The organism is Psychromicrobium xiongbiense (assembly GCF_030271165.1).
GTDB classification, from domain to species: Bacteria; Actinomycetota; Actinomycetes; order Actinomycetales; family Micrococcaceae; genus Renibacterium; species Renibacterium xiongbiense.
The window spans coordinates 15454-37273 of record NZ_JASSZH010000047.1; the positions used below are offsets into that span (position 1 = coordinate 15454).

At 58.6% G+C, this 21820-nt stretch carries 16 protein-coding genes; 6 read left to right on the top strand and 10 right to left on the bottom strand.

Annotated features, from left to right (window positions below):
• Positions 1-4: 4 nt before the first annotated feature.
• Both QQM37_RS13940 and QQM37_RS13945 read right to left on the bottom strand, forming a co-directional pair.
• Positions 5-331, bottom strand: coding sequence for a hypothetical protein (locus tag QQM37_RS13940; RefSeq protein ID WP_285728220.1), 327 nt, complete (start codon positions 329-331; stop codon positions 5-7).
• Between the two features lie 123 nt (positions 332-454).
• Positions 455-688 (bottom strand): hypothetical protein, encoded by a 234-nt coding sequence (locus QQM37_RS13945; protein ID WP_285728221.1) that lies wholly within the window; start codon positions 686-688, stop codon positions 455-457.
• A gap of 141 nt (positions 689-829) precedes the next feature.
• Between QQM37_RS13945 and QQM37_RS13950 the strand changes: the two genes are divergently transcribed.
• Positions 830-1321, top strand: coding sequence for an NUDIX domain-containing protein (locus QQM37_RS13950; protein WP_285728222.1), 492 nt, complete (start codon positions 830-832; stop codon positions 1319-1321).
• Between the two features lie 1437 nt (positions 1322-2758).
• On the opposite strand, the gene QQM37_RS13955 is transcribed toward QQM37_RS13950, so the two are convergent.
• Entirely contained in the window at positions 2759-3340 is a 582-nt protein-coding gene (locus QQM37_RS13955) for a hypothetical protein (protein WP_285728223.1), read from the bottom strand.
• A gap of 817 nt (positions 3341-4157) precedes the next feature.
• Here QQM37_RS13955 and QQM37_RS13960 point away from each other — a divergent pair.
• Together QQM37_RS13960 and QQM37_RS13965 are read left to right on the top strand one after the other, a co-directional pair.
• The gene (locus QQM37_RS13960; RefSeq protein WP_285728224.1) at positions 4158-5468 is read left to right on the top strand and encodes an SIR2 family protein; all 1311 of its coding nucleotides are present in this window, start codon (positions 4158-4160) and stop codon (positions 5466-5468) included.
• Positions 5455-7452, top strand: a complete 1998-nt coding sequence (locus QQM37_RS13965) for an ATP-binding protein (protein ID WP_285728225.1) — start codon at positions 5455-5457, stop codon at positions 7450-7452. The genes QQM37_RS13960 and QQM37_RS13965 overlap by 14 nt, the downstream gene beginning before the upstream one ends.
• 240 nt (positions 7453-7692) lie before the next feature.
• Here QQM37_RS13965 and QQM37_RS13970 read toward each other — a convergent pair whose 3' ends face one another.
• On the bottom strand, positions 7693-8553 hold the full coding sequence (locus tag QQM37_RS13970) for a hypothetical protein (RefSeq protein WP_285728226.1): 861 nt from the start codon (positions 8551-8553) through the stop codon (positions 7693-7695).
• Between the two features lies 1 nt (position 8554).
• Entirely contained in the window at positions 8555-9472 is a 918-nt protein-coding gene (locus QQM37_RS13975; protein WP_285728227.1) for a restriction endonuclease, read from the bottom strand.
• Between the two features lie 703 nt (positions 9473-10175).
• Here QQM37_RS13975 and QQM37_RS13980 point away from each other — a divergent pair.
• The 3 genes from QQM37_RS13980 to QQM37_RS13985 all read left to right on the top strand — a co-directional run bounded on the left by QQM37_RS13980 (position 10176) and on the right by QQM37_RS13985 (position 13605).
• Positions 10176-11105 (top strand): DUF2971 domain-containing protein, encoded by a 930-nt coding sequence (locus QQM37_RS13980; protein ID WP_285728228.1) that lies wholly within the window; start codon positions 10176-10178, stop codon positions 11103-11105.
• Between the two features lie 422 nt (positions 11106-11527).
• Positions 11528-12931: a helicase associated domain-containing protein gene (locus QQM37_RS14550; RefSeq protein ID WP_420030177.1), complete on the top strand. Its 1404-nt coding sequence runs from the start codon at positions 11528-11530 to the stop codon at positions 12929-12931.
• Between the two features lie 314 nt (positions 12932-13245).
• On the top strand, positions 13246-13605 hold the full coding sequence (locus QQM37_RS13985) for a hypothetical protein (protein ID WP_285728229.1): 360 nt from the start codon (positions 13246-13248) through the stop codon (positions 13603-13605).
• A gap of 48 nt (positions 13606-13653) precedes the next feature.
• On the opposite strand, the gene QQM37_RS13990 is transcribed toward QQM37_RS13985, so the two are convergent.
• The 5 genes from QQM37_RS13990 to QQM37_RS14010 form a co-directional block, all read right to left on the bottom strand.
• Entirely contained in the window at positions 13654-18006 is a 4353-nt protein-coding gene (locus QQM37_RS13990; protein WP_285728230.1) for an FtsK/SpoIIIE domain-containing protein, read from the bottom strand.
• Between the two features lie 84 nt (positions 18007-18090).
• A complete protein-coding gene (locus QQM37_RS13995) occupies positions 18091-18408 on the bottom strand; it encodes a hypothetical protein (protein ID WP_285728231.1) in 318 nt (105 codons plus the stop codon).
• An 8-nt stretch (positions 18409-18416) separates the two neighbouring features.
• Positions 18417-19187, bottom strand: a complete 771-nt coding sequence (locus QQM37_RS14000; RefSeq protein ID WP_285728232.1) for a hypothetical protein — start codon at positions 19185-19187, stop codon at positions 18417-18419.
• 29 nt (positions 19188-19216) lie between these two features.
• The gene (locus tag QQM37_RS14005) at positions 19217-21286 is read right to left on the bottom strand and encodes an alpha/beta hydrolase (protein WP_285728233.1); all 2070 of its coding nucleotides are present in this window, start codon (positions 21284-21286) and stop codon (positions 19217-19219) included.
• Between the two features lie 159 nt (positions 21287-21445).
• The gene (locus tag QQM37_RS14010; RefSeq protein WP_285728234.1) at positions 21446-21733 is read right to left on the bottom strand and encodes a WXG100 family type VII secretion target; all 288 of its coding nucleotides are present in this window, start codon (positions 21731-21733) and stop codon (positions 21446-21448) included.
• Positions 21734-21820 lie beyond the last annotated feature (87 nt).

Consider the following 21820-nt stretch of genomic DNA (forward strand, 5'->3'; position numbering starts at 1 on the left):
CTGCCTAGCCGTGCCGGGCGACGGCCTGGGCCGCACCGATGGCATAGCCCTGAAGGATCGGCTCGATGAGCGAGGCCGCAGCCGGAGTCATCCGAACAATCTGCTCGGCCTGGCCGACCAGCATGCCCACGTTCGACATGGCCGAGGCCGCCAGGAACGCCCGGCTCTGATCCTGAAGCACAGCAATCTCCGTCCGAGCGAGGAGAAGCTCCGTTTCCTTCTTGGCCTGCTTGGCGACCGCAGAGGAGCGGCCACCAAACAACCCGCCGCTACCGCTACCCTGAGCGGCGTTCAATGCGCCCCCAAGAATGGGGTTCAAGTCTGATGCCATGATGATGACTTTCTTTAGTGGGGATGGGCTCCTGGTGGTGGCGAGATTCACGACCACCAGGAACCGTCGGGGTTGAGAGGAGCGCGCCAGGCCCACCGGGTGCGGGCCTGGCGCGGTGGGTGTCTATCCGGAAAGCGGAGACGCGGTCTGAAACTCAGCGGCCACCTGTTCTTCGAACATGGCAAGCAGCCGGGCGTCGATGACGGCATTGACGGCCTCATTGAAGCGGCTGTCGACGGGATCGAAGGTGGGATCGGGACCGTAGGTGGAGGGCAGTACAGTCTCGTCTCCGTCGATCTCGCGCCCTGATCGAGCAATCGGGCGGGATTGAAGGCGTGGGTGCGATTGATTGCTCATGTGGACTCCTTGTTCGTGCCGCTGATGTATCAATCGTCAGGCTGGGGACGAAGAATGGTGCCGCTGACATACAGCGGACAGGGTCGCTGACATGTCAGCGACCCTGAGCAATTTAGACCAACAAATGGTAATATGAGATATATGGAGAGTCGAATTAGCATTTCAGGGAATTCGCATGAGATTAATCTCATCTGCTCTGGATATCTCGTCGAGGAAAACAAAGTCCTACTTGTTCATCACAACGGTTTCGATAAATGGGTTCCACCGGGAGGACACCTTGAGCCCGGCGAAACTTTCGATCAGGCAGCCGTACGTGAATTCAAGGAGGAAACAGGAATTGACGTGGAAGTTGTCAGCGCAGGCGAGCTAGAGCTGGATCCTGACGCTAACGCTTCACCACTGCCAGTGCCTTTCTACGTAGACCTCGAACGCGAAGGATTCACCATACCCGCTCTCGTGCAGTTCTATTTTGTTAGGCGCGTCGGACCAGTGCGAGAAATAAGTGTTCAATTGTCGGAAATCCATGCCGCACAATTCTTTTCCGCGGAAGGGATCGAAGAGCTCAGGACGTTCGAACAAGTACGCCAGCTTTGCCGATACGCCCTTAGTCGTCACCCCGACGTCAATCGATAAGTCTGCGATTCTGCATCAAAAATGACAATTTCCTGAATCAACTCTGATGACTGAGAATGAAAAATTCGGTTTAGGCGGGCAACGTACTGAGCGACGCTTGATTGTCTGAGGCTCAGGCTTTCGGCTACGGCAGAAGAAGTCAATCCACTCTTTGAACTGTACAGAATTTCGAATAGTTCGCCCATCCGGGGCGACAGCTTGACTTCCGCGTTTTGGCCACCCACCTCAAGTGTGACGCGCGACCTCTCCGCACTCTTTACAACGAGCATTAGGTCGACCTGCAATGGAATCGGAGGCGACGCGTGGGCGGATGCTCTCCAGAGGGAGTCGTAGGCTCGCATTGCATGGAAGGCCATACGCACCGTCAACGAGCCGTCCGGTTCCAGCCACGATCCGCTACTTGGAGACCACCTTCGATCCAGGTACCGCCATGCCTGATCGAGGGCTCTGCTATGAGGATCAACTCCGCCGATACACACTGCCGCGAGTCCGAGTGAATACGCCGGGTGCTGCCATACCGTACCGGGGACGTCGGGGTCTCCTTCGGTGTAGGTTTCCCATCGGCTATGGATCTTGGCTAGACGGATCGCGCTCTCTTCGCATTTGCGTCTAAGTTGGTCGGCTTCAGTCGTCCTTCCCGCCAGGCTGAGTGCGTCGCTAGCGGCGCGAAGGGCCATAATGGCTAGCGATGTCTTGCTTGGGCTCGCACCGCCAGTCTGAAATGTCGCGGGCGGCCACAATAAGTCAACACGACGATGCTTCAGTAGTCCATGAACCCCATGGACTATGAGATCCATGGCATCAGGTACGACGGATTGGTTCGAGTAGAACGGATAGAAGGATCGCATTCTCTGATATACCGAAGATACTGCCATCACTACTCCGGCAGTCTGATTCAGCGAAGAATCATGCATTCCTAACACTTCAGGCCATCCGTCGCGGGTCTTAGCCCTTGCGAGCCAATCGATCGACCACTGGACTGTTTCAGCCACTTCGGTTTCGGGCCAAACCCCTTCATAGTCTGCCAGCCCGCTAAGTGTGAACGCGAGAAACCGAATATTCTCGCCTCGACCACCGTTTTGGCGAAGCCGTGTGTGCAACTGAACGTTTTGGCAAAGATACCGGATCCCGGCCAGTGTTGTCTCGCTTAGCGGAACCTCGGCCTTGGCGAAAACATAGAGGGCCTCAGCGGTGTTTACGAGAGACGGAGCCTGTCGAAGCGTCAGTCCCCACCCGCCGCTTCTGTCTTGTCCGGTGCGCAACACCTCGCAGGCCCGACGGGCTCTCTCCAAATGAGAAGAACGAACGAGTGGCCCCAACTTCGCCTCCTAAGAAACTGGATGTCTCACCGAACTTACACGTTTCGCGTCATCCCACCAACGCCTCATTAAGACTCTGCAATCGGGGCGGGGACAGTCAGCAACTCGGTGCCATTCCTCATTGTCCGCTGAGGTGATTTTTCGCTCTGCTCCCCAGCAATCCCGCAACCCGCTCAGCAAGTACCACCGCGGTTCCGGCATAGACGGCCAAAGCTGTGTAGCTAATAGTCATCTTCACCTCGCTCTCCCTTGCCTCGGCGTCATGCCCAACGGTCTCGAGGCCATGCGCTGCGAGACTTGCCCACATTTTTCCATGAGCCAAGCCGCTGCAGACCTGCCAGGTCCCTTTGATCAGCATTTCCTTGAGATCGGGATGCTCCTCAAGCTCGTCAAGCATCCGCGTTGTCGATTCAATCCGCCCGATATTGCTGATTTCGGCCGCGGATGCAATTGCATCAATCCCCGCGGTTCGCGCGGCGAACCAGTCTGCAGGCCCTTGGCCAAGGCTGTCCCTGGCCTGCTTCGACTTATGTGCCTCGTCTTTCTCTATCTGGAGTCTGCGCCTGAGTCGATCTTCTCTACGATTGGGGTTCAAGAGCCAGAACGCTAGGACTGAGCAGTCGAGGGAATTTCGGATCAGGGCATAGGGGCCGAACGGTCGGGCTGAAACGCTGATAGCGTTCTGGCCGGTTTCTGTCACGATCAGGCTTCTCAGAGATGCGAGCGACCCAAGCGAGATGGCCAATTGCTGCCGAACGCAGTGCGAGACCTTGATCCAGCCAAGCTTCGCGTCGTCTCCAGCCAATGATGATTTCGGATGGTCCTAACCGACCCCGGTGCGAACAAATTCGCAACAGAGACAGCAAAGGTCCGCACCCTCCTCACCGAGCGGAGAAACCAAGCCGCTTCGCCAGCGCCCGACCGTGCCCCTGCGCCAAGGCCCCGATCCCGTCAAGTACAACGCCGCCTTACGCCTGATCAGGTCGCAACTTATTGCTAGGTATGTGGCGGGTGCCGCAGTTTACGAATTGGCCCAGGAGTTTGAATGCAGCCGGACGACCGTCAGCAAGAAACTCAAGGACGGCAGGGGTCGCCCTTCGGCTCGCTCCCCCGACCAAAAAGCAGATTGACGAGATTGCCAGGCTGTACGTGGCCGGCCTGTCCATGGAACAAACAGGCCAGAAGGTTGGGTTCGATGCGCACACGGTCCTGAAGTACCTACGGAAACGTGGGATTCAGACGAGGGACGCTCAAGGGCGATGACACCAACTCTCCAGACTATTGTTCCAGTCCAAAACCATGGACAAGGATTCGCCATAGCGCCCGGACCCACAGACTGGGCCGACCAGGAAGTGCTAACTACCGCCTAAGTTCAAGCTCTTACGACGTGGAACCGCCGAACCTCCCCAAAGCGTTCCTAGCAGCGTCCGCGTGAATCAGCGAAGCCTGTCCACTCCTGTAGATTCTGATGCATACATTCCGAAGCACCGTTCCAGATACTTCGCCGTGGAGGATCCATGACTGCCGCTACGTCCGACAAGCCGCTGACCTTCCTCAAGGGAGGAACTCACTATCGAAATGGACAGCCTGAAGCCGCGAGTCGCAACCCGTTCGACATTGCCAAAAACGACTTCAACGAAGTCCTCTCATCCAAGAACCTAGCCTTCCTTTTCGGCTCTGGTTGCTCGTCGCACTCTCCGGGATGGGTTGAACAAGGTATCCCCACGATGGGCCCGCTCGCCCAAGGAATACTCGGCGAGGACAAGGGCGACATCGCAGACAAGTATGGGATCACTGAGGACGTGAGGAGGGTGTTGGGTGATGACCTGGGAATCGACCTAGCCGATGACGACTACGCATGGAATCTTGAACGCCTCATGGAAGTGCTCTTTGGCTTCCAGTTCGCACTTGCGAAAACAAACAACACCAGGCTTTTGGCTACTAAGGGCCCACTCGATAGAGCGATAGAAGCCATAAAGAAGTACGTCTTCGATACATGCTTAGCCGGGCAGCGAGGTGACCAAGCGAGCTCTGTTCTTGAGTTCTATCAGAATTTTTACCGAAAATTGTCGCAACGATCCCGCTCTCTGCCCCGGCCCACCGTCGCTACTACAAACTATGATCTCTTCAACGAGATCGCAATGGACCGTATCGGCATCCCCTACCTAAATGGGTTCCTAGGTTCCATCGAGAAGAGATTCAATCCCGCCTCTTTTCGCTACACGATCGCTCAACGACTCGACATTACGTCCCAGCGGTGGACGTCCCTCGACAATCTGGTCTACTTCCTCAAGCTCCATGGTTCACTGAACTGGCATACAGTTGAAACCGGCCTCTTCCCAGTTGCTGAACGACCCCTCAGTGAAAGCGGCGATGGCGAAGCGACACTTATCTACCCGACCCCGGCCAAGCAGAACGCGAGTTTCGCAGCTCCGTACTCTGACATGTTTCGGGAGTTTCAGACCAGAGTAGTTCAGGAGCAGAGTGCGCTTGTGACGATTGGCTACGGATTCGGGGATGAGCACGTCAACAACATCATCTTCCAGGCCCTAACCATCCCTACCTTCCGACTGGTCGTGTTCGCCAAACCCGAACTCGGAACGGAGGTTTCTAATAGGTATGTCAAGACACTTCAAGACCTAAACGATCCCCGCGTTTGGATTATCGGGACAGAGGATCCAAACGCCAGTTGGAAGGCCCACTACTTTAAAGAGTTCGTGGAAGATATGATGCCTTCGGGAAGCAACGATCCCGCCGAGAACGCCATCGGCAACGTCATGGATGTTTTTTCATTCCTCAAGAAGGGAAATGAAGATGGCGACAAGTGACGCCCGGCGTCGACGGCTTGGGACCATCGTGGACGTGAGTGCGGAGCGGTTTCGTGTTGAAATGACAGAGACTGCCGATGGTTACACCCTTGTTGGCTTCGATGGCCAGCACTACGTGGCTCGCATCGGCTCCCTTGTGTTGATCCCGCTAACAAACGCGTATGTCGTCGCTGAGGTTACAGGACTTCAGGAACGTCCGGATTCCTCGTCTGTCTCGAGCGCTTCCAGGTCGTTGGAAGACATTACCCAGGCGTCATCTCGCCAGTTGTCGCTGGCGCCTCTCGGCACCCTCCCATTTGACGAATCAGGCAACTTCTCCTTCGGCGTCTCGGAGTTCCCGCCTTTGTACGGGGACGTTCTCCATGTCGAGAACCGGGACCTCGATAGAATCCTTAACGTTGCCCACCAGGAAGTATCGATACCCGGGTCAAACGCTACGAAGCTCAACAGTCTCACTGTTGGCACGTCGGTTGTCTTCAATGACTACGAAGTAAAGGTCCGCATCAACGACTTTTTCGGTGCGCACTCCGCGATCCTCGGAAACACAGGCAGCGGTAAGTCGTGCACGATTGCGAGCCTCCTTCAGACCGCTCTTGGAAAGGAATCCCACGCTCCCGCTGGGGGCGGCACCTTTATCCTCTTCGACACGAACGGTGAGTATCGGAGAGCTGTCTCGCAGCTGACTGCACCGATACAACGGATCTATGCACGTATCATGCATTCACAAGCCGCAACTCCTGATCCCGCCACTCCATACGACGAGCGTGAGGAGATGGTGAAGTTTCGCCTCCCCCACTGGCTGCTCACACTCGAAGAATGGGAGCTGCTCCTCCAGGCGAGCGACAAGGTGCAACGGCCAGTGTTGCGCAATGCACTTGGACTTACATCCCTCTTTGCCAATGCCCGGCCGGGCCCCCTTCCAGAGATCCGAAATCATATCCTGGCCTCTTGTATCCTTCAGCTTCTCTTCGACAGCGAGAACGACACCTCCTCAAAGTCGAGGATTCGAGGGCTTCTGAACGTTTACGAGTCGCCCGAGATTTCTAAGGATACAATCTCCGCCAAACTAGGGATTTCCTATGGAAAATATGATGAACGAAACCTTGCATCACTCGAGGTATTGCTAAAAGGCGTACTGCTGCCAAACTGCGAGATTCCGGCGTATCTAAATCAGCCTTTCAGGTTTGACGATCTTCAAACCGCCCTCGAAATGGCAATCCTGTATGAAGAGAGTCACGGCAATAGACGTGTTCGCGATTACTGTTCAACCCTACTGACCAGAGTCAAGTCACTCCAGAGTCGTGATGAATTTGAGTTCATGCGGCTGGAACCCCCATCTGGCAACAGCCAAGCGTTGGTGTCTCCTGATCGATTTGTTGATTCGCTGCTTGGGATCAAACACCTGCGAGATGAAAAGAAGAAGTATGGCCAGGTGTTCGTCCTCGATCTCAGCACTGTTGAAGATGAGGTAGTAGAGGTCGTTTCGTCGGTGGTGACTAGACTAGTCTTCGACCGGCTCCGTCGGAGCACGACACGAAATGCCTACCCAGTAAGTCTTATACTCGAAGAGGCTCACAGGTATGTTGCACGCCTGCCCGCAACGGCGAGCACACTGGATGCGAAGAAGATTTTTGAACGCGTGGCCAAAGAAGGTCGGAAATATGGACTTTTCCTCATTCTTTCATCTCAGCGGCCGAGCGAGCTCTCGGGCACCGTTTTGTCTCAATGCTCTAATTATGTAATTCACCGCATCCAAAACCCGGAAGACCTTCAACACATACGGCGAATGACCCCATTCATCTCAGAGTCCGTGCTGAACCGGTTAACATCGCTACCAAAGCAACATGCTCTGGTATTTGGAACTTCAGTCAGCATTCCGACAACCTTTAGAGTTAGAACTGCCGACCCGCTCCCACATAGCGATGATTCTGACGTAAGTCAGTACTGGTATCGAACACCCGAGGAGGTGACGCCCCTACCATGAATTTTGCTCGAATCTAGGAAACAACTCCTATCACCGGATATAGCTCGACCATACTCAAGGCGAATGCCCGATGCGGACTAGTCGGGTAGGTTCGAGCTGAAGGGTCATATTGAGGGGCTCTAACTGTTAGGTCCGTATCGATGCGGATGACGTTTTAGCACCAAGCATCCAGCCAATCAGCTAATTCGTGCATGCGACATTGGGATCAAAACTACGAGTCTCGCGTCACAAGCGAACTAATTATCTATGTATCAGCCCATCGAACACGGCGTGACGGAACTGGTTGGGCCAAGCAAGCAAGTCAGGCACCTTGTTCCCCGCGATCTCGACAAAGAATGTGTAGAGGATAAGGACGAGAAGTGCAACTCCCACCCAGAGCACGATCTGTCGGACAATTTGCGTCCAAAGTATGCTTAAGGTTCGCTTGTGCTCACCGATGGTTTTTTCCAGGCGGTCGTTGTCGATGGTTTTATGGAGAAGCGCTGAGCTATTCTTGACCAAGCCGCTGCGAAGCCGGCTGGCGTAGCTCCGCTCATCCGCTTGGGTTTCTGCTTCTACGAGACGAGGGGCTATCTGGATTGTCTCGATCTGCCGACGTGCCTCTGCGTCCCGAAGTCGGACCTGAGCCTCAACCAGCCGCTGTTCGGCAGCAACTCTGAAGTCTTCTTCTTCAAGGAGACGTCGGCGCAGATACACGTCGCGTGCTTCCTGGACCGCTTGAAGCTCCCGTTCGACCTTCTCGAGCGCGACCTTGGTCTGGGTGGGAATCAACCTCCCGGCGCGATAGGAATCCAGCACCAACTCATGAAGTTTCACCATTCCGTCGACACTGTGGATCGGCACTTTGCTGTATCTCCGAAACAGCGCATCCAAGTCGTCTAGAGCATCCTCCTGGTTCTTCGGTAGCCGTTCCTCGGTTGTGAGTCGTTCACTGAAGGTACGCGCAGATTGATTCGCTGTCGGGTCGCCCAGACGGTCGGATGCCGACCGGGCGACGTACCGCAGTGCAACCAACCCGTGCGGATTCGCCAACGCTCTTTGGAACTCCTTGCTGGAGATCAGATCCGTTCCCTGTCGATTTGTGGGCTGTTCCTCACTCAATTCAATCCACCTCCCAGGCGGAAAGATATACCTCTCCTGTGTGGGCAGCATGCTGCCGCTTCCGCGTGATCATCGCGGGTAGTGCGAGTCGTTCGTCCAGAATCGCCATCAAGTCCCTTCCATCCATCAAAATGACCTTGGATCGATCCTGACCGTTGAGCTTCTCCACAGCGGTGGGCTGGAACCCATTCATCGAGAGGAACAGTCCCAAGGTGTTGTCCAGCTTCCCTTCCACCTTCGCTTTGAAGACGCTGATGTCGGCGAGTGGCGTGAGCGCCGCTCGCCATTTTGCCTCAATCAGATAGTCAGTGCCTTCGAGAGTGAAAGCCCCGTCGATCTGTTCGCCCTCTATGCGGAAGCCTCCACGGGCATCGATTTCAAAAAGGTGAAATAACCTTGGCAGAAATTTCTCTAACTCATACCCACGTTTTTGAGACTCAAGACCGTGGAGAGACCCGAACCGGGTCCTCAAGTCGATCAGAGCTTCAGAGTGCTCTCGGCGGCGCTCGGCCATCTTGCGCTGCTGCTCGGCCCTTGCCCAGATCTTCTCCGTCTCAGTCTGCCAATCGCGATACGGTGCAGCCTGAGTTCGAAAGTTCTCGAGGGCGACTACGGCCTCCGAGTACTTGAAGTCGTCGTCGTCGAGTGCCTTGAGCCAGTTCGGATCGACGATGTCCGAAACCGCCAGGATGAGGCCGAGAAGCTCGTCAAAATACCTGTGTTGGTCGTTGTAGAGCGCCATGACGAAGTTCGAAGAGAACTCACGCTTGGACAGCGTGCCGTCGATGGCACTGGTAAGTGCTGGCACCGGCACCGCGCAGATCAAGAATTCCTTGAGGTCGTTCTTATACCAATACAGTTTCGCAAGGGCGTCCTTCAGTGGCTTCAGAAGGGCGGGCTGTATCTGTTTCGATGCCATATGAGGATCATAGTATCTCCACTCTCCATCGATATGGCTCCTGCCGCTCGAACGAGCGAATCCATCAGTGGTGCGGTGACTTCCAGGGTTCCGTCAATGACGCAGTCGGCCTCGATCTTTCGTGAGGCGAGGTTCCGTGATTCTGACAGTCTGATCGAAGCCCACTGGGACGGCTTGAATGGTACCCACCTTGCCGACATGCCGGGGGTGATGACGGCTTGAACGGTACCCACCTGTGAACGTGGTTCCCATCATGTTGGGAACGGCGTTCGGGAGGATTGGGATGGAGTCCAGGGTGGAGTTGTTCGCGCAGATCCGGCGAGATGCCCGGGTTGAGGGTGTCTCGATTCGGGAGCAGTGACAGCGCCGGATCAGTAAGAGTCTTCCCCGGATTACGTGGGCAAGGGGGTTGCGCCACGACTCCAACATCGCCGAGAGCCATGCACCGAGACCCGATGCATGGCTCGTCTGGGTCATGCCCAGTCCATCTGCTTGGGACACCACATCGTCATCAGAGGAATCAACACGGACACAGGAACGTCAACGCAAAGTAAGCCCGAAGACGCTCTTCGAAGTACATGTGAAATGGTGTGCGGTAACAACTTTTGCCCATTTCATTGGCAGCTTTCGCCGTTCATGCACGCGAAAAGTGCCCCGCCCTCATGAGAGGGCGAGGCTAGTCGCCTCGCATATAGTTGGCCCCATGCCGAGCTATCCTCCATTTTTTGATGCCAGCAGCCTGCCAGTGCCTTTTCGCCACAGAATCCAACCCGACCTTGGTGGACGGGACCTCGTCTGGCACTACACAAACAGCGCTGGGATGATCGGGATTCTGGAACACGGTGAGTTCTGGGCTTCCTCTGCAATGCTTCTGAATGACCACAGCGAGATCAGAATAGGTACCGAGCTCGTCCGGGATGCCTTCGAGCGTTCAGATCTGACCCTGGGGCAAGGAGCCTCACTCCTCTACAACGGCTGGCGGATTGACGCCACTGAGCGGAACGACAAGGTTCTTCACACATACGTACTGAGCGCATCAAAGGATGGAGACAGTCTCTCTATGTGGCGCGGTTACGGGACGGGAGATGTCGGATACGCGATCGGACTGCTGGGGACGTTGCAGCCTTCTTCGTCGACACCAATATACGGAGACATCCCGCAGGAATGGCTCCCGGTCGAGTACGACAGCAATGAGCAGGACCGCCTCATCCAAGAATTGGTAGCTCATGTTGTCGAACTTGGGAGCAGAATTGATCTTGGCGTGAGGGACGATGAGCGGCAAATGATGTTGATCGAAACCTACCGTGAGATTGAACGCCTCATTTGCCGCATCAAAGATCCTGCATTTAGGGACGAGAAGGAGACTCGCGTCGTTTTCCCCGCCGGGATCTCAGATGGAGATTTCGTGCGCTATCGGCCGTCGCGGTTTGGAATCACACCATATATCGGCTTGCGCCCGTTTCGCACGGTGCTCGCCTCGGGAGAAATAAGCGAGACACGGCTGCCGATCGTACACATTCGCATCGGCCCATCGCCTCATCAACGCCAGGCAGAACTAGCCCTGATGTCTCTGCTGGACGACAAAGGCTACGGCGACGTATACGTGGACAGTACAGGAGCACCATTCCGGTAGCAGCCGGCAGCGATTTTCACAGGCGGGGTCTCTGGTAGGTCAGGGCCCATCAGCTGCCTGGCCGTTTGTCAATGGGGTGACAAGAGTGTCCGCTCGCCTGAACGCCGATCTGTGATGCCCGGCTCCAGCCGAAGAACAAAACTGATCTATGTCGCCGGCGGGAAACACCCTTTAATCGATAGATTCAGATTCGACGGAAGTTATGCTCTCAGAATGGCGTCATCCTCGAAGTTCACTCACATCACAAGACCCCGGCCCAATCTGGCGGGCCCGTCAATGTGTTCCGCCAAGCCGCACGAGCTACCGACCGCACCGACAGCAGCTCGCTGAGATCGCAGCCGTTCATGTACTCTATCGATCAATGGAGCTCGGGGAGCTTCCCTCAAACCCACGAGGAATGGTTCCTCATGTACCGGGCTGGGATGACCAAGGGTCAGATCGCGCAGCTCTGCTCACGGCGGCTCAGCGATGTCGCGTTTCGCATCAATCAAGCCATCGAAGTCGATCCAAGGCTGGAAACTGACCACAGAACAAACTCGCCATCCGAAACCGAGATACCCGTGGCAGATCCTGCCCGAGGCCGCTGGCAGCAATCACTAGACGACTACGAGCGGTTCCTCGCCGCCGAGCGGCGAGCCCCGTCCACCTCGGCAAATTCTCACGCTGAGCAGCGCCTCGGGGCCTGGATTCGCGAGCAACGGCACGCTCTTGCGAGCGGGCTGCTCCCCGAAGAGGACACTCGCGCCCTTGATGCGATTGGAGTCTGGAGAGTTTCGCCTACGCAACAAGCCAAAGATGCACAGTGGCATCGCAACCTCCAGGCAGCCATTGATCTTCTCTCTTCAACTGGCACCTGGCCGATCCTAAAGTACGCTTCCACCCAGGCCGAACACACAGTAGGGACCTGGCTCCACTCTCAACGCCAAAACTACCGTCGTGGTGTGCTCCGAGCTGACCGTCTAGATCTCCTGAATACCTATCTCCCGGGGTGGTGTGCAAGAAACCGGCGGACCACGCCTTTCGTAGGAGCGGCGTCGCCTCCAGCAGCTAAGACGCCTCCTGTCAGTGGGGCCGACAGCTACTACGCGCCGGCGCTCCAGGATTCTCCCGAAAGAGCCCGGGAAATCAAACGACTCTCAATTCGTCTGTCTCTGGAGCAGAGCCAGACAACGGAGACAGCCCGGCTGTGGGATCCTCACCCTGATGATCTACACCCTGAGTGGTCCCTCCTCTACCTGCTCGGTCATAACAGCGCTGAGATAGCCGGATACCTGAATGCCCGCTACGAAGCGGTCCTGCACCATCTGCGCGGACCCGTGCGAGCCCTATACAAAGACATTGAGAGCCGCCACAGACGCGATCGACCGTCATCCAGACACGAAGCGGATCTGCGCGCCTTTGTTCAGCTCCATCAACGCGTTCCCACCAGTTCCGATTCTAAACGGCTCAGACTTTGGTTGAACTCGCTACTGCGGGCCGAGCAGGTCGGGCGGCTTGACTCGAAGCTAGCGGCCCGGCTGGACGAACTTGGCGATTGGCGACAGACCCAGCGGTCACAGGCCACCAAGCTGCGCTGGGAGGATCGGCTAGAACAGCTCGCAAAGTTCTGGACGGAGCACGAGGACTATCCCCGAGGGAATGGTCAGGACAAGGCGGAGGCCACGCTCGCAGGCTGGCTAAACCAGCGTCGATCGGACAAGCGTGCCGGCAACCTGGACGATGGTCAAATTTTCCGTCTCGATGAGGCAATTCCGGGCTGGGACAAACCACGTCCTCGGGAGCTTCGTCGACCCAAAACACGAAGGAGTCCGTCACGATGGCGTTAGCAATAAAACGGGAAGTCGCTGAAGAGCTGGCGAGGTCCTCGAACCTCCGGCTCGCCACTGTTCACGATCTTCCTGCCCTAGTCTGGTGGTCACTCAAAAATATGTTGCGCGTGCCACTTTTTAGGGCAGTTACGATCGTGGGTCCTCTCATTTTTGCGGCCGAAGCCGTCTGGATTGGGAGCCTTACATCGTTCTCCTGGAGTGAATCGGCAGTGTTATTCGGAGCAATGTTGCTTCTCATAGTGATAGTGATCGCTGGCATGTACGCTTTTTTGTTTGCTTCGTGGATGCGCTCCGCAGAACGAATTGTCGTCATGGACACCGATAGCACAGCAACGATGACCTTGCGATTCACCACGCGTGCTGGCCTCGCCACCATTGAACTAGCGAGTCACACCGTCGGCAAGGTCGGTTTCGGCCACGGCAAGAAAATCCGCGCATCCGTTCTGGGCGTACTGATTGCGCTCTTCACTGGCGGGAGGATCCAACAGATCTACACCCGTTGCCAGAATCGGAAAGTCTACGAGGTCTACCTCAACCACCTGGCAGAGCTCGGCGTCGCAGGCTTCGAAACCGCTGAAAACCAGCGCAAACCATATATGTGGCTCCGCGCCCGTCCGACCCCGGCAAATCTTCCTCTGGCACCCCAGCGGGTCTCGGGCGACGAGCAGTAAAAGCTCCCCTCGCGTATGCAATGCCCAGCGCCGGGGGTCGTGCAGGGTTTAGATCAGTGGTGTTTGGATGGTGCGGAGTATGCCGTCGCCGTTGTTGGCCAGGGCTCGTCCGGGGATGCCGCTCTGGCTGAGGTGGGTGCGGGTCAGGGATATCCCGATGTGTACGCCCTGGAGTGTGCCGGTGGGGCTGAGTATCGCTCCCCTGCGATTGGTTTTCATCTCGGTTTCCCAGCCGGCGAACACACTGGTACCGAAGTCTTCCACGTTGCCGGTTGCGATCAGGGCGCGACCCCACCCGTCCGGGACGGTGGCTCGGGCTTTGCGGAGATAGGCTTTGAGCCAATCCCGCACCGGGGGCGCCTGGATGAGCTCGGCGTCGTCGATCACTACCGCCAGGGTCTTACCCTCTGCAGTCATCACGTTCAGTTCCTCTGGGTCGAGCATCATCGGATCAAGAACGGCTCGTACCCCCTGACGCCCGGTCAGCTCACGCAGGGGTGAGGCGTGCGGGGCGATCAGGACCAGCTCGGTTCCATAGCGGCGCAGCGATTCTGCCATCGCGATCGCCATCGTGCTCCGACCACTACGTGGCGAGCCCAGAATCAGGAAGCTCGGCGATCCGGTGCGCAGATCCGCACAGACCGTGTCCAGACGGTCCCCGCCCACACCAAGCACCGCACACAGTGGCGCAGGCGGTAGCGTGCCTGTCCCCCAGATCTCCTCGAGACTGATCCGCGTTGGCAACGTTCGTAGCGCCAAGGGCTGATGCCGCGCCTGCTGGTTCTCAGGCCGTCCCGCGGCTTCCCGGGCAATATGATGCAGCGCCTCGACTTGGGCCTGCCCTACCGGGTCCTCGGCCAGGAGAGCGATCTGCGTTTCCACCGCCGTATCGGCCGCAAAGGCACGCCCGGCTGGAACCGTCTCCGGGAGCTTGCGGGGTTGTAAGCCGCCCAGCGTGTAATCCGAACGATCGGAGAACCGCAGCATCAGTTTCCAGTCCACCAGTGACGACATCCGCGCTGAGAGAAGTTGTTTGTCCCCGGAGATCACGCAATGCACACCCGCAGAGGCGCCTTCACGCAACAAGGCGATGACTTTCTCCGCCAGCCCGCTACTGCCCCCGTCACCGAGGGTGCTCAGGAACCCTTCCCATTGATCGAAGAGCACCACCAGGTGCGGTAGCCGATCCGCAGGCTGGCTGTGCGCACGCTGCTCCGTGAGATTCGCGAACCCTGCCAGGGTGAAGGAACGCTGCCGGGACGCGACCTCGCTCAGAAGATGATCCAGGAGCCGTTCCACCCGTTCAGGCTGCGCCCTCGTCGCGACCGCCCCACAATGCGGAAGATCAGTCAACGCCAGCAAACTTCCGTTGCCGAAGTCCAGTCCGTACAGGTGCACCTCATCCACCGTGACGGTCCGGGCAACTGAACCCGCGATGGTCCGCAACGTTTGAGAACGGCCGCTACGAGCCGAACCGGTCACGTACAGGTGCCCGAGATGCTGAAAATCCAGCACCTGCGCCCGCTGACGTTGCTGTCCCGGCAAATCTTCCAGACCAAAGACCACCGGTTCAATCCAGCCCGGCTCACGATCAGCAACCCGGTCGGGACGGACGATGTTGCCCAGGACCAGCACCTCGGGCAGCGGCGGCAGCCACGGGGTTACCTGGGGCGCAATTCCTAACCGTTGCGCGGCCTCGCTGATCCGCTCGACCAACACCATCAGATCCGTCGTATCGTCCCGCCCGTCCTCCCGGAGACTCGGCGATGGCCAGGGCTGGCCCAGCTGCTTCCACGGCATCGGCACCACCACAGGGGTAGGGACCTCCCCAGACCGCTCGGAGGGTCGGCGTCCGCCAACCCGCGCGGCCTGGAACGGGCGCAGCAACTCCGCACCCGTGCGAACATAGCCGCGGCCCGGAGTCGACTGGGAAATCCTGGCCGCATCTGGGGCCGAAATGATGTCCAGGCTGTCCCCGGCGTCGCTGACCCGCAACGCGATCCGCAGGTTCGTGTTCGCCCGAATATCGGGGGTAATAGCACCACTGGGACGCTGGGTCGCCAACACCAGGTGAATACCCAGAGACCTGCCCCGTTGAGCAATATTGACGATGCCGGTCACAAAGTCTGGTAGTTCAGTTTTCATCGCTGCGAACTCGTCAACGACCAACACCAGGCGCGGCATTTTCGGTACTGCCCGGTCACGATCTGTGATCTCTGTGTAATCTTCGATGTCTTTCGCGCCGACCACGGCCAGAAGATGTTCCCGCCGGCGCAGCTCCGCCGCCAGGGAGGCGATGGCGCGCTCGACCAAATGCGCGTCCAGATCAGTCACACTCCCCACCGTGTGCGGTAAACCGACACAGTCCTTAAACGCGGCCCCACCCTTGTAGTCGATCAACACAAAATTCAGGGCATCCGGGGTATTCGATACCGCCAACGACGCCACCAGGGTCTGCAAAAACTCTGACTTCCCGGCGCCGGTGGTCCCGCCCACCAGAGTATGTGGACCATCACGACGGAGATCAACGCTGAAACCGCCCTCCATATCCACACCCAGAAGTACCTCGGTGCTCCGACCGCCGCGGGCCCACTGCCCCATCACGGCCTCAGCGCTGGGTTGTTCCATCCCGATCAGTTCCAGGAAGCGCGCCGATGCCGGGATCGAAGACTCCGCGTCGTCACCGGCATCACGCAACGGGGCAATGGCGCGGCCTACCCAGTCGCACCAGGCCCCCTCAACCAGGTCCGCCTGCACCCCGTCAACATCGTGCTCGCGCTGCTGCCGCAACGACCACACCCCGCCATCGACCTGCCTGAACACCGCATTACATTCCTGTGGAAGGTACCTCTCCTCGGTCTCCAGACACACCGTGTACACGCCGACCGCCGGACCGTCCTGCAACAGCTGCGCGATCCCGGTACGACCCCGCAGCGCCCAGGCCCCGTCCAGGACCACGACCACATCAGGATCAGAAAATTCCAGGCCAGCACTCGACGAGCGCAGGTGCTGACGCTGCGCAATCAACGTCCCAAGCTCGCCCAACCGTGCGGAAACACTGCCTGCGTCAGAACCCACTAGCGCGAAAGAGCGCCCGCGATCCGGTGCAAGTACATGAGGCAGCCACCGCACCCAATCCCAGTGGCCACCCGCACTCGGCTCCGTCAACAGATACAGGCGAACATCGCGAGGGCTCTGTGTGACCGCCAGCTGAGCCATCACCCAGCCACCCACAGCCCGAGTGTCTTCCAGGGCGCCGCAGACACCCAGAACACCATGACGAGGCAGCGAAACGGTCACCGGTACATCCTGCGCATCCCAGGTCACCTGCCGCTTGTGGTCCGCCTGTTCCGGATCCTCCAGCACCACGTCCGAAGGCTGCGTCGCCACCCCCACACGCACGGAAAGATAATCGGGGCTGGTGCGCCGCCGCTCCCATAACCGGGTACTCGGAGTCGTAGCGATCAACCCCACCGTGGCCGGATCTGGACTCAGCAGCCGCCGCTCCTTCGCAAACGCCACCAGCGCCGCCCGCGCATCAGCCTCGATCGTGCGCTTCGATGCCCGATACGCCCGCACACGATCCCGATACCCTTCCTTCCCAGCCTTTTTCGACTGGAAATAATTCGAGATCATCAATACCGGCGACAGCAAACCGAACAGCAAATACATCGGCCTGCCCATCACAACCGCGATCCCCACGGACACCGCTAACGGCGCCAACATCATCACTAAGGGAAGCGACCGCTTCCCCTCCTCCTTCGGCTCTGCCGGAAGACGAAATTTCGTGTTCCGCGCCGGTGGAAACAGCCGTGGCGGCCGGTTGAAATCCAGCTTCCCCACATCCTCAGACGCCTTCAACGAGGCGGCCTCCACCGGAACAGCCTGTAACGCCAGCAGCACCTGGCCGAGACGGAGAATCTCCCCATCAGCCCACCGTGCCCTCACCAGAACCGGCTCAGAACTGAGCTCCAGCTCAACATCAGCCTGCGCCCGCTCCACCCACACACCGTCCGGGCCGATGTCCACGACCGCAGCCAGGGACGGCATCCCCTCGCCAGCAAGAACTATCGAACAATCCTCACCAGAACCAATACTCGCCCGACCCGGGCCAAGAGAGAACACAGACCCCGCATCCCCAGCAACCCGCAAAACCTGCACGCGCCCCGCCTGCACCGCACCCGTATCAACCCTGCGTGAAAGGACACCCTCAGCGTCAACGACCGCACCGTCGCACACCCCGGACGCAGCCCACGCGACACCGGCCCCAGCAACCAGAGCGACCGCATCACCGGCCACAGCCCGCAAAACCAGTCCTGCATCAGCCTCCGGAACAGCATCTACCACCACGTCAACCGCACGGGCACCGCTCTGATCCACCACGGTGAACTGCGTAGACATCCGCTCCCCTTCCGAGATCAACCAACCATAAAAAGTCTACTGAAAGGACAAGCATGAAACCCCGCACCAGGACCCGAGTGAGGCCTACTTCTTGGCGGCAGCCGCCATCGCCTCATCCGCAAGCCGATAAGACTCAGCCGCGTCATGCGTCTGCGACACCGTACGCGTCAAAGACAACGCAACATGATCATGCAAGCCCGTCACCTCTGCGAAAAACCCGCCCACCGACATGTCCACAGCCCCGTCACCAAAAGCTGTCACCTGCGGCACAACCGGCGACTTATTCAGATCTGTTCCAGCCCGCTGAAGCGCCATCGCCAGATCATTGAGCAACGCATACGAAACCGTCAGCTCACCCACCGGACCAGCCGCCACCTGAAAATGTTGATGCAAAATCTTCACTAGCTACCTCACTTCGACGGAGACTGTGTTGAGGACGGCGTTGGGGACGGGGAACTACTCGGAACGTCCACACTGTACGGGCCAGGAACCGGCCCCACACCCGTAGGCCACAACGACACCACCGGACGCCACTCAGGATCACTCTGCTCCGGCCACACCCGAATAGTCGGCCACGTCTTCACCGGAGGATTCGGATACGCCCTCGTCTGAACCGTGATTCCAATCCCCGCAGGGGGACCTCCTCCTAAGCTCAACACCAAATAGTTGACCGGACCGTCCTTGCGGAACTTCGTCATCGCCGAGAACGCGCTGCCTACGCCTGCAGTTTTTTCCTCTCCATCTCTGATCGTCCACCCCTGAGACAGCATGAAGATCTTCAGCTTCTGATACATCGCGTCATACGCCAGCCCCTGTTTAAGGTCGCTCGTCGTGTACAGATGCCAGAAGCTTTGCCCGTCCATCATGTCCGGCGTCTCATTCGATTGACGCCGAGTGTTCATGGGCAGGAACTCGTAGTTTCCGGTGAACGAGGACGGGTCAAGCAAGCCCAACAAGTCCCGGTGCAGCGTATAAGCAGAATTCACCGCCGCCTGAAGATCCGGACCAATCCCCACCGGACCACCATTGATCATCTCGTGCGGATTCGGCGGCGGCGTCGACGACACCGGCGCAACCGGCACTGCGGGCATACAAGCACTCATCAACACTCCTACAAGAACAACCACCACACCCACCGTGAAGGATGAGCGTCGGGTGCGGGTTTTGGGGGTGGTCATCACAGTCCAAGCCTAGGGTGGGTGGGTGGGTATCAGCGGGTCGGCTGACCGGAAGCTGGGGGTCGAGCGTCTGCGCTAATGTAGGTGGGTTGGTAGCCGGGTGCGGTGATCTGCCCGTAGGGCGCTTGTGCTTCCATGGGTTGGCCGGTGTAGAACTTGAACATGTTTTCCCAGGCGGTTGACCCGTTAGTGAAGACATCTGTGTGTGCTGCGGTGTCTTTCAGGAGCACGCCGTCCGGGCCGCGATGAGTGTCGTCGTAGAAGCCGGTTTCCACGGAGGCCACCCCGTCCGCGGCTTCCGGGCTCACACCAAGCACCGGGACCACGGATGCCCACCGGATGGGGTCCCCGGGAGCGGTCATCTGAAAGTACATGGTGCTCCCGTACTCGGGGTAGCCCCTGAGTGAGGTGATGCCCGGCCCTACTCCGGCGCCTTCGATGAAGAGGACACGGTCGACTTTCATCCCGGCGTGTTCTGCCGCACCGACGCTTGCCGCACCGTAGCTGTGGCCGCCGACGCCGATGGAGGTGTTGGGAGCCTGTGCCTGGACTGCGGCGGCGAAGCGGTTCAGCCGGTCCGCGTGTTGGTTAGCATATTCAGGATTTCCTGCACTGTGATCTGGGAACAGGCTGTTCCCATCGACGGTCGGGATGTTCTGTGGGAATTCCCCGCCCTGCCAGACGACCATCGACAAACTCTGTGGCTTGCCGTCCTTTGGGTGGTAGGCCTGTTCCATGAAGCTTTGGCCCATCCTGATGGAGTCGCCGGCGAAGTTGGGCATGGAGGCGCCGGTTCCCGGGACGGCGATCCCGGTGTGGGCTGCGGTGGCTGGGTTGCCCCAGACTTCGGCGATGGATCCGGGGCCTGCGTCGGAGAACACCAGGATCTGATGCCCGATACGCTCAGGCAGCGGGTTGCCGTCCGGTCCGATCTCGTAGGACTGCGTCTTCTCGGTCAGGTAGTTGGTGTAGATGCCGATCAGCTTTGACTGGTCGTTGAGTCTTTTCAGTTCCTTCTGCGCCTTGGCAAGCTGGTCAAGGAACGTAGCATGGCTCTGCGGATTGAGGTGCGGATTCTTCAACGCATCATCAAGAGTCTTTTGCGCCTGGTCGACGGCCGTTTGGGCCGCTTGTATCTGTTGCTTCAGAGCTGGCGCGTTGTCTTTGCGTGTCTGGAGCGCGGCGGCGATGTTGACCCTGTTTGCCAGATACCGGGTGGGGAAGGGCACGCCATCGAGGTTGCCAAGACCAGGAAAAAGTAACGCCAGCCTGCTCGCTTGTTCCGGGCTGAGCCCGGTGAAGAGCTGTCCCAGTGACTGGCCACGGCTCAGGGTCGCTGGGGCTGCGGCGGCACTGGCCAGGGCAAGCATGGTCTGAGGATCGATGCCATCGACCGTATCGCCGGGTTGCGGGAGTGCCCCGGCGAGGAGCCGCGCCAGCTTGCCGTCCTGATCGTTACTGAGAATCTTCTCCAACTGATCGGTAGGCAGCTTCCCGATGAAACTGCGGACCAGATTCGCACTGAACGTGGGCCCCAGCACGCCCGCCCCACTGGACAAGGCGGCGGGCAGGTTCTTCGGCACCAGTGCCCGGGCGGCACCCAGGCCGGATACCAGATCCGCGTCAAGCATCCGCCGCCTGCCCACACAGTAGTCCCGGGTGGCCTGAGCCTCGGTCAGGTGTTTCTGCGCTGCTGAGACCGAGGCCCATGCCGTGGACAGGGCGGAGCGGACCTGCAGGGTCTCCAGAGAGTCATCGACCCGGCACACGTCCAGAGACCCCGCACCTGGCGCGAGCAGTTGGGCGGCGAGCGTGTCCGCCGAGGCCGCAGCCTGGGTCTGGAGAGGTTTCCAGGTCAGCTCGGCCTGCCGGGCCTCATCCATCTGCGTACGCAACGAGGTCATGCCGATCAGGTAGTCATTGATCACCGGTCCCGCAGCGTGTAACGCCGCGCGGGACCGGAGAAGAACGTCAACTACCGCGGAGACCTGAGCTTTCCAGGCGGCAGCGGCGGCACCGGACCAGCCACCGTCAACATGATCAACGGCTTCCTGAACAGCTTTGCCCGAGGAATCCAGGATCTGCGAGGCAGTAACGATCACGTCCCAGTGCCGGGAAATACTGCCTAAATCCCCTGCATCAGGTTCCTGCAACGACCACTGCAACGTGCCTCACCTCGCCCTCATCCCCTCGCTCCTACCAGTTGACTACTACCAGTGGACCTGCTCCGCTGCTTATTTGCCTAGCTTTTACCCAGCTGCTTATTTTCCCAGCTGGGTGGCCAGTTGCTCGTCAGTGGAGCGGAGGGTGTCCGCTGCGTGGTGGAGGTAGTGGGAGAGACCGTCAAGACCGCTCACTGCCTGCTGTGCGCCCTGGGTGAACTGGTGGTACTCCGCCTCGTAGGCTTTCGAGGACTTGTCCGTGACGTAGCCGCTGGTCACCAGGGCCTGGATTTGCTTCTGCAATTCACCGAGCTTTGATTCCAGGTCCGCCTTCCCGCTCTCCAGGGATTTTGCTGCGTTGTCGAGCTCATCAAACGTGACATTCATGCATGTTCGCCATGGCCAGAACTCCTCAACTAAAAAGTACAGATGAAAGTGCATGGGAAGGAAAATCCCCATAACATCATCGACTGT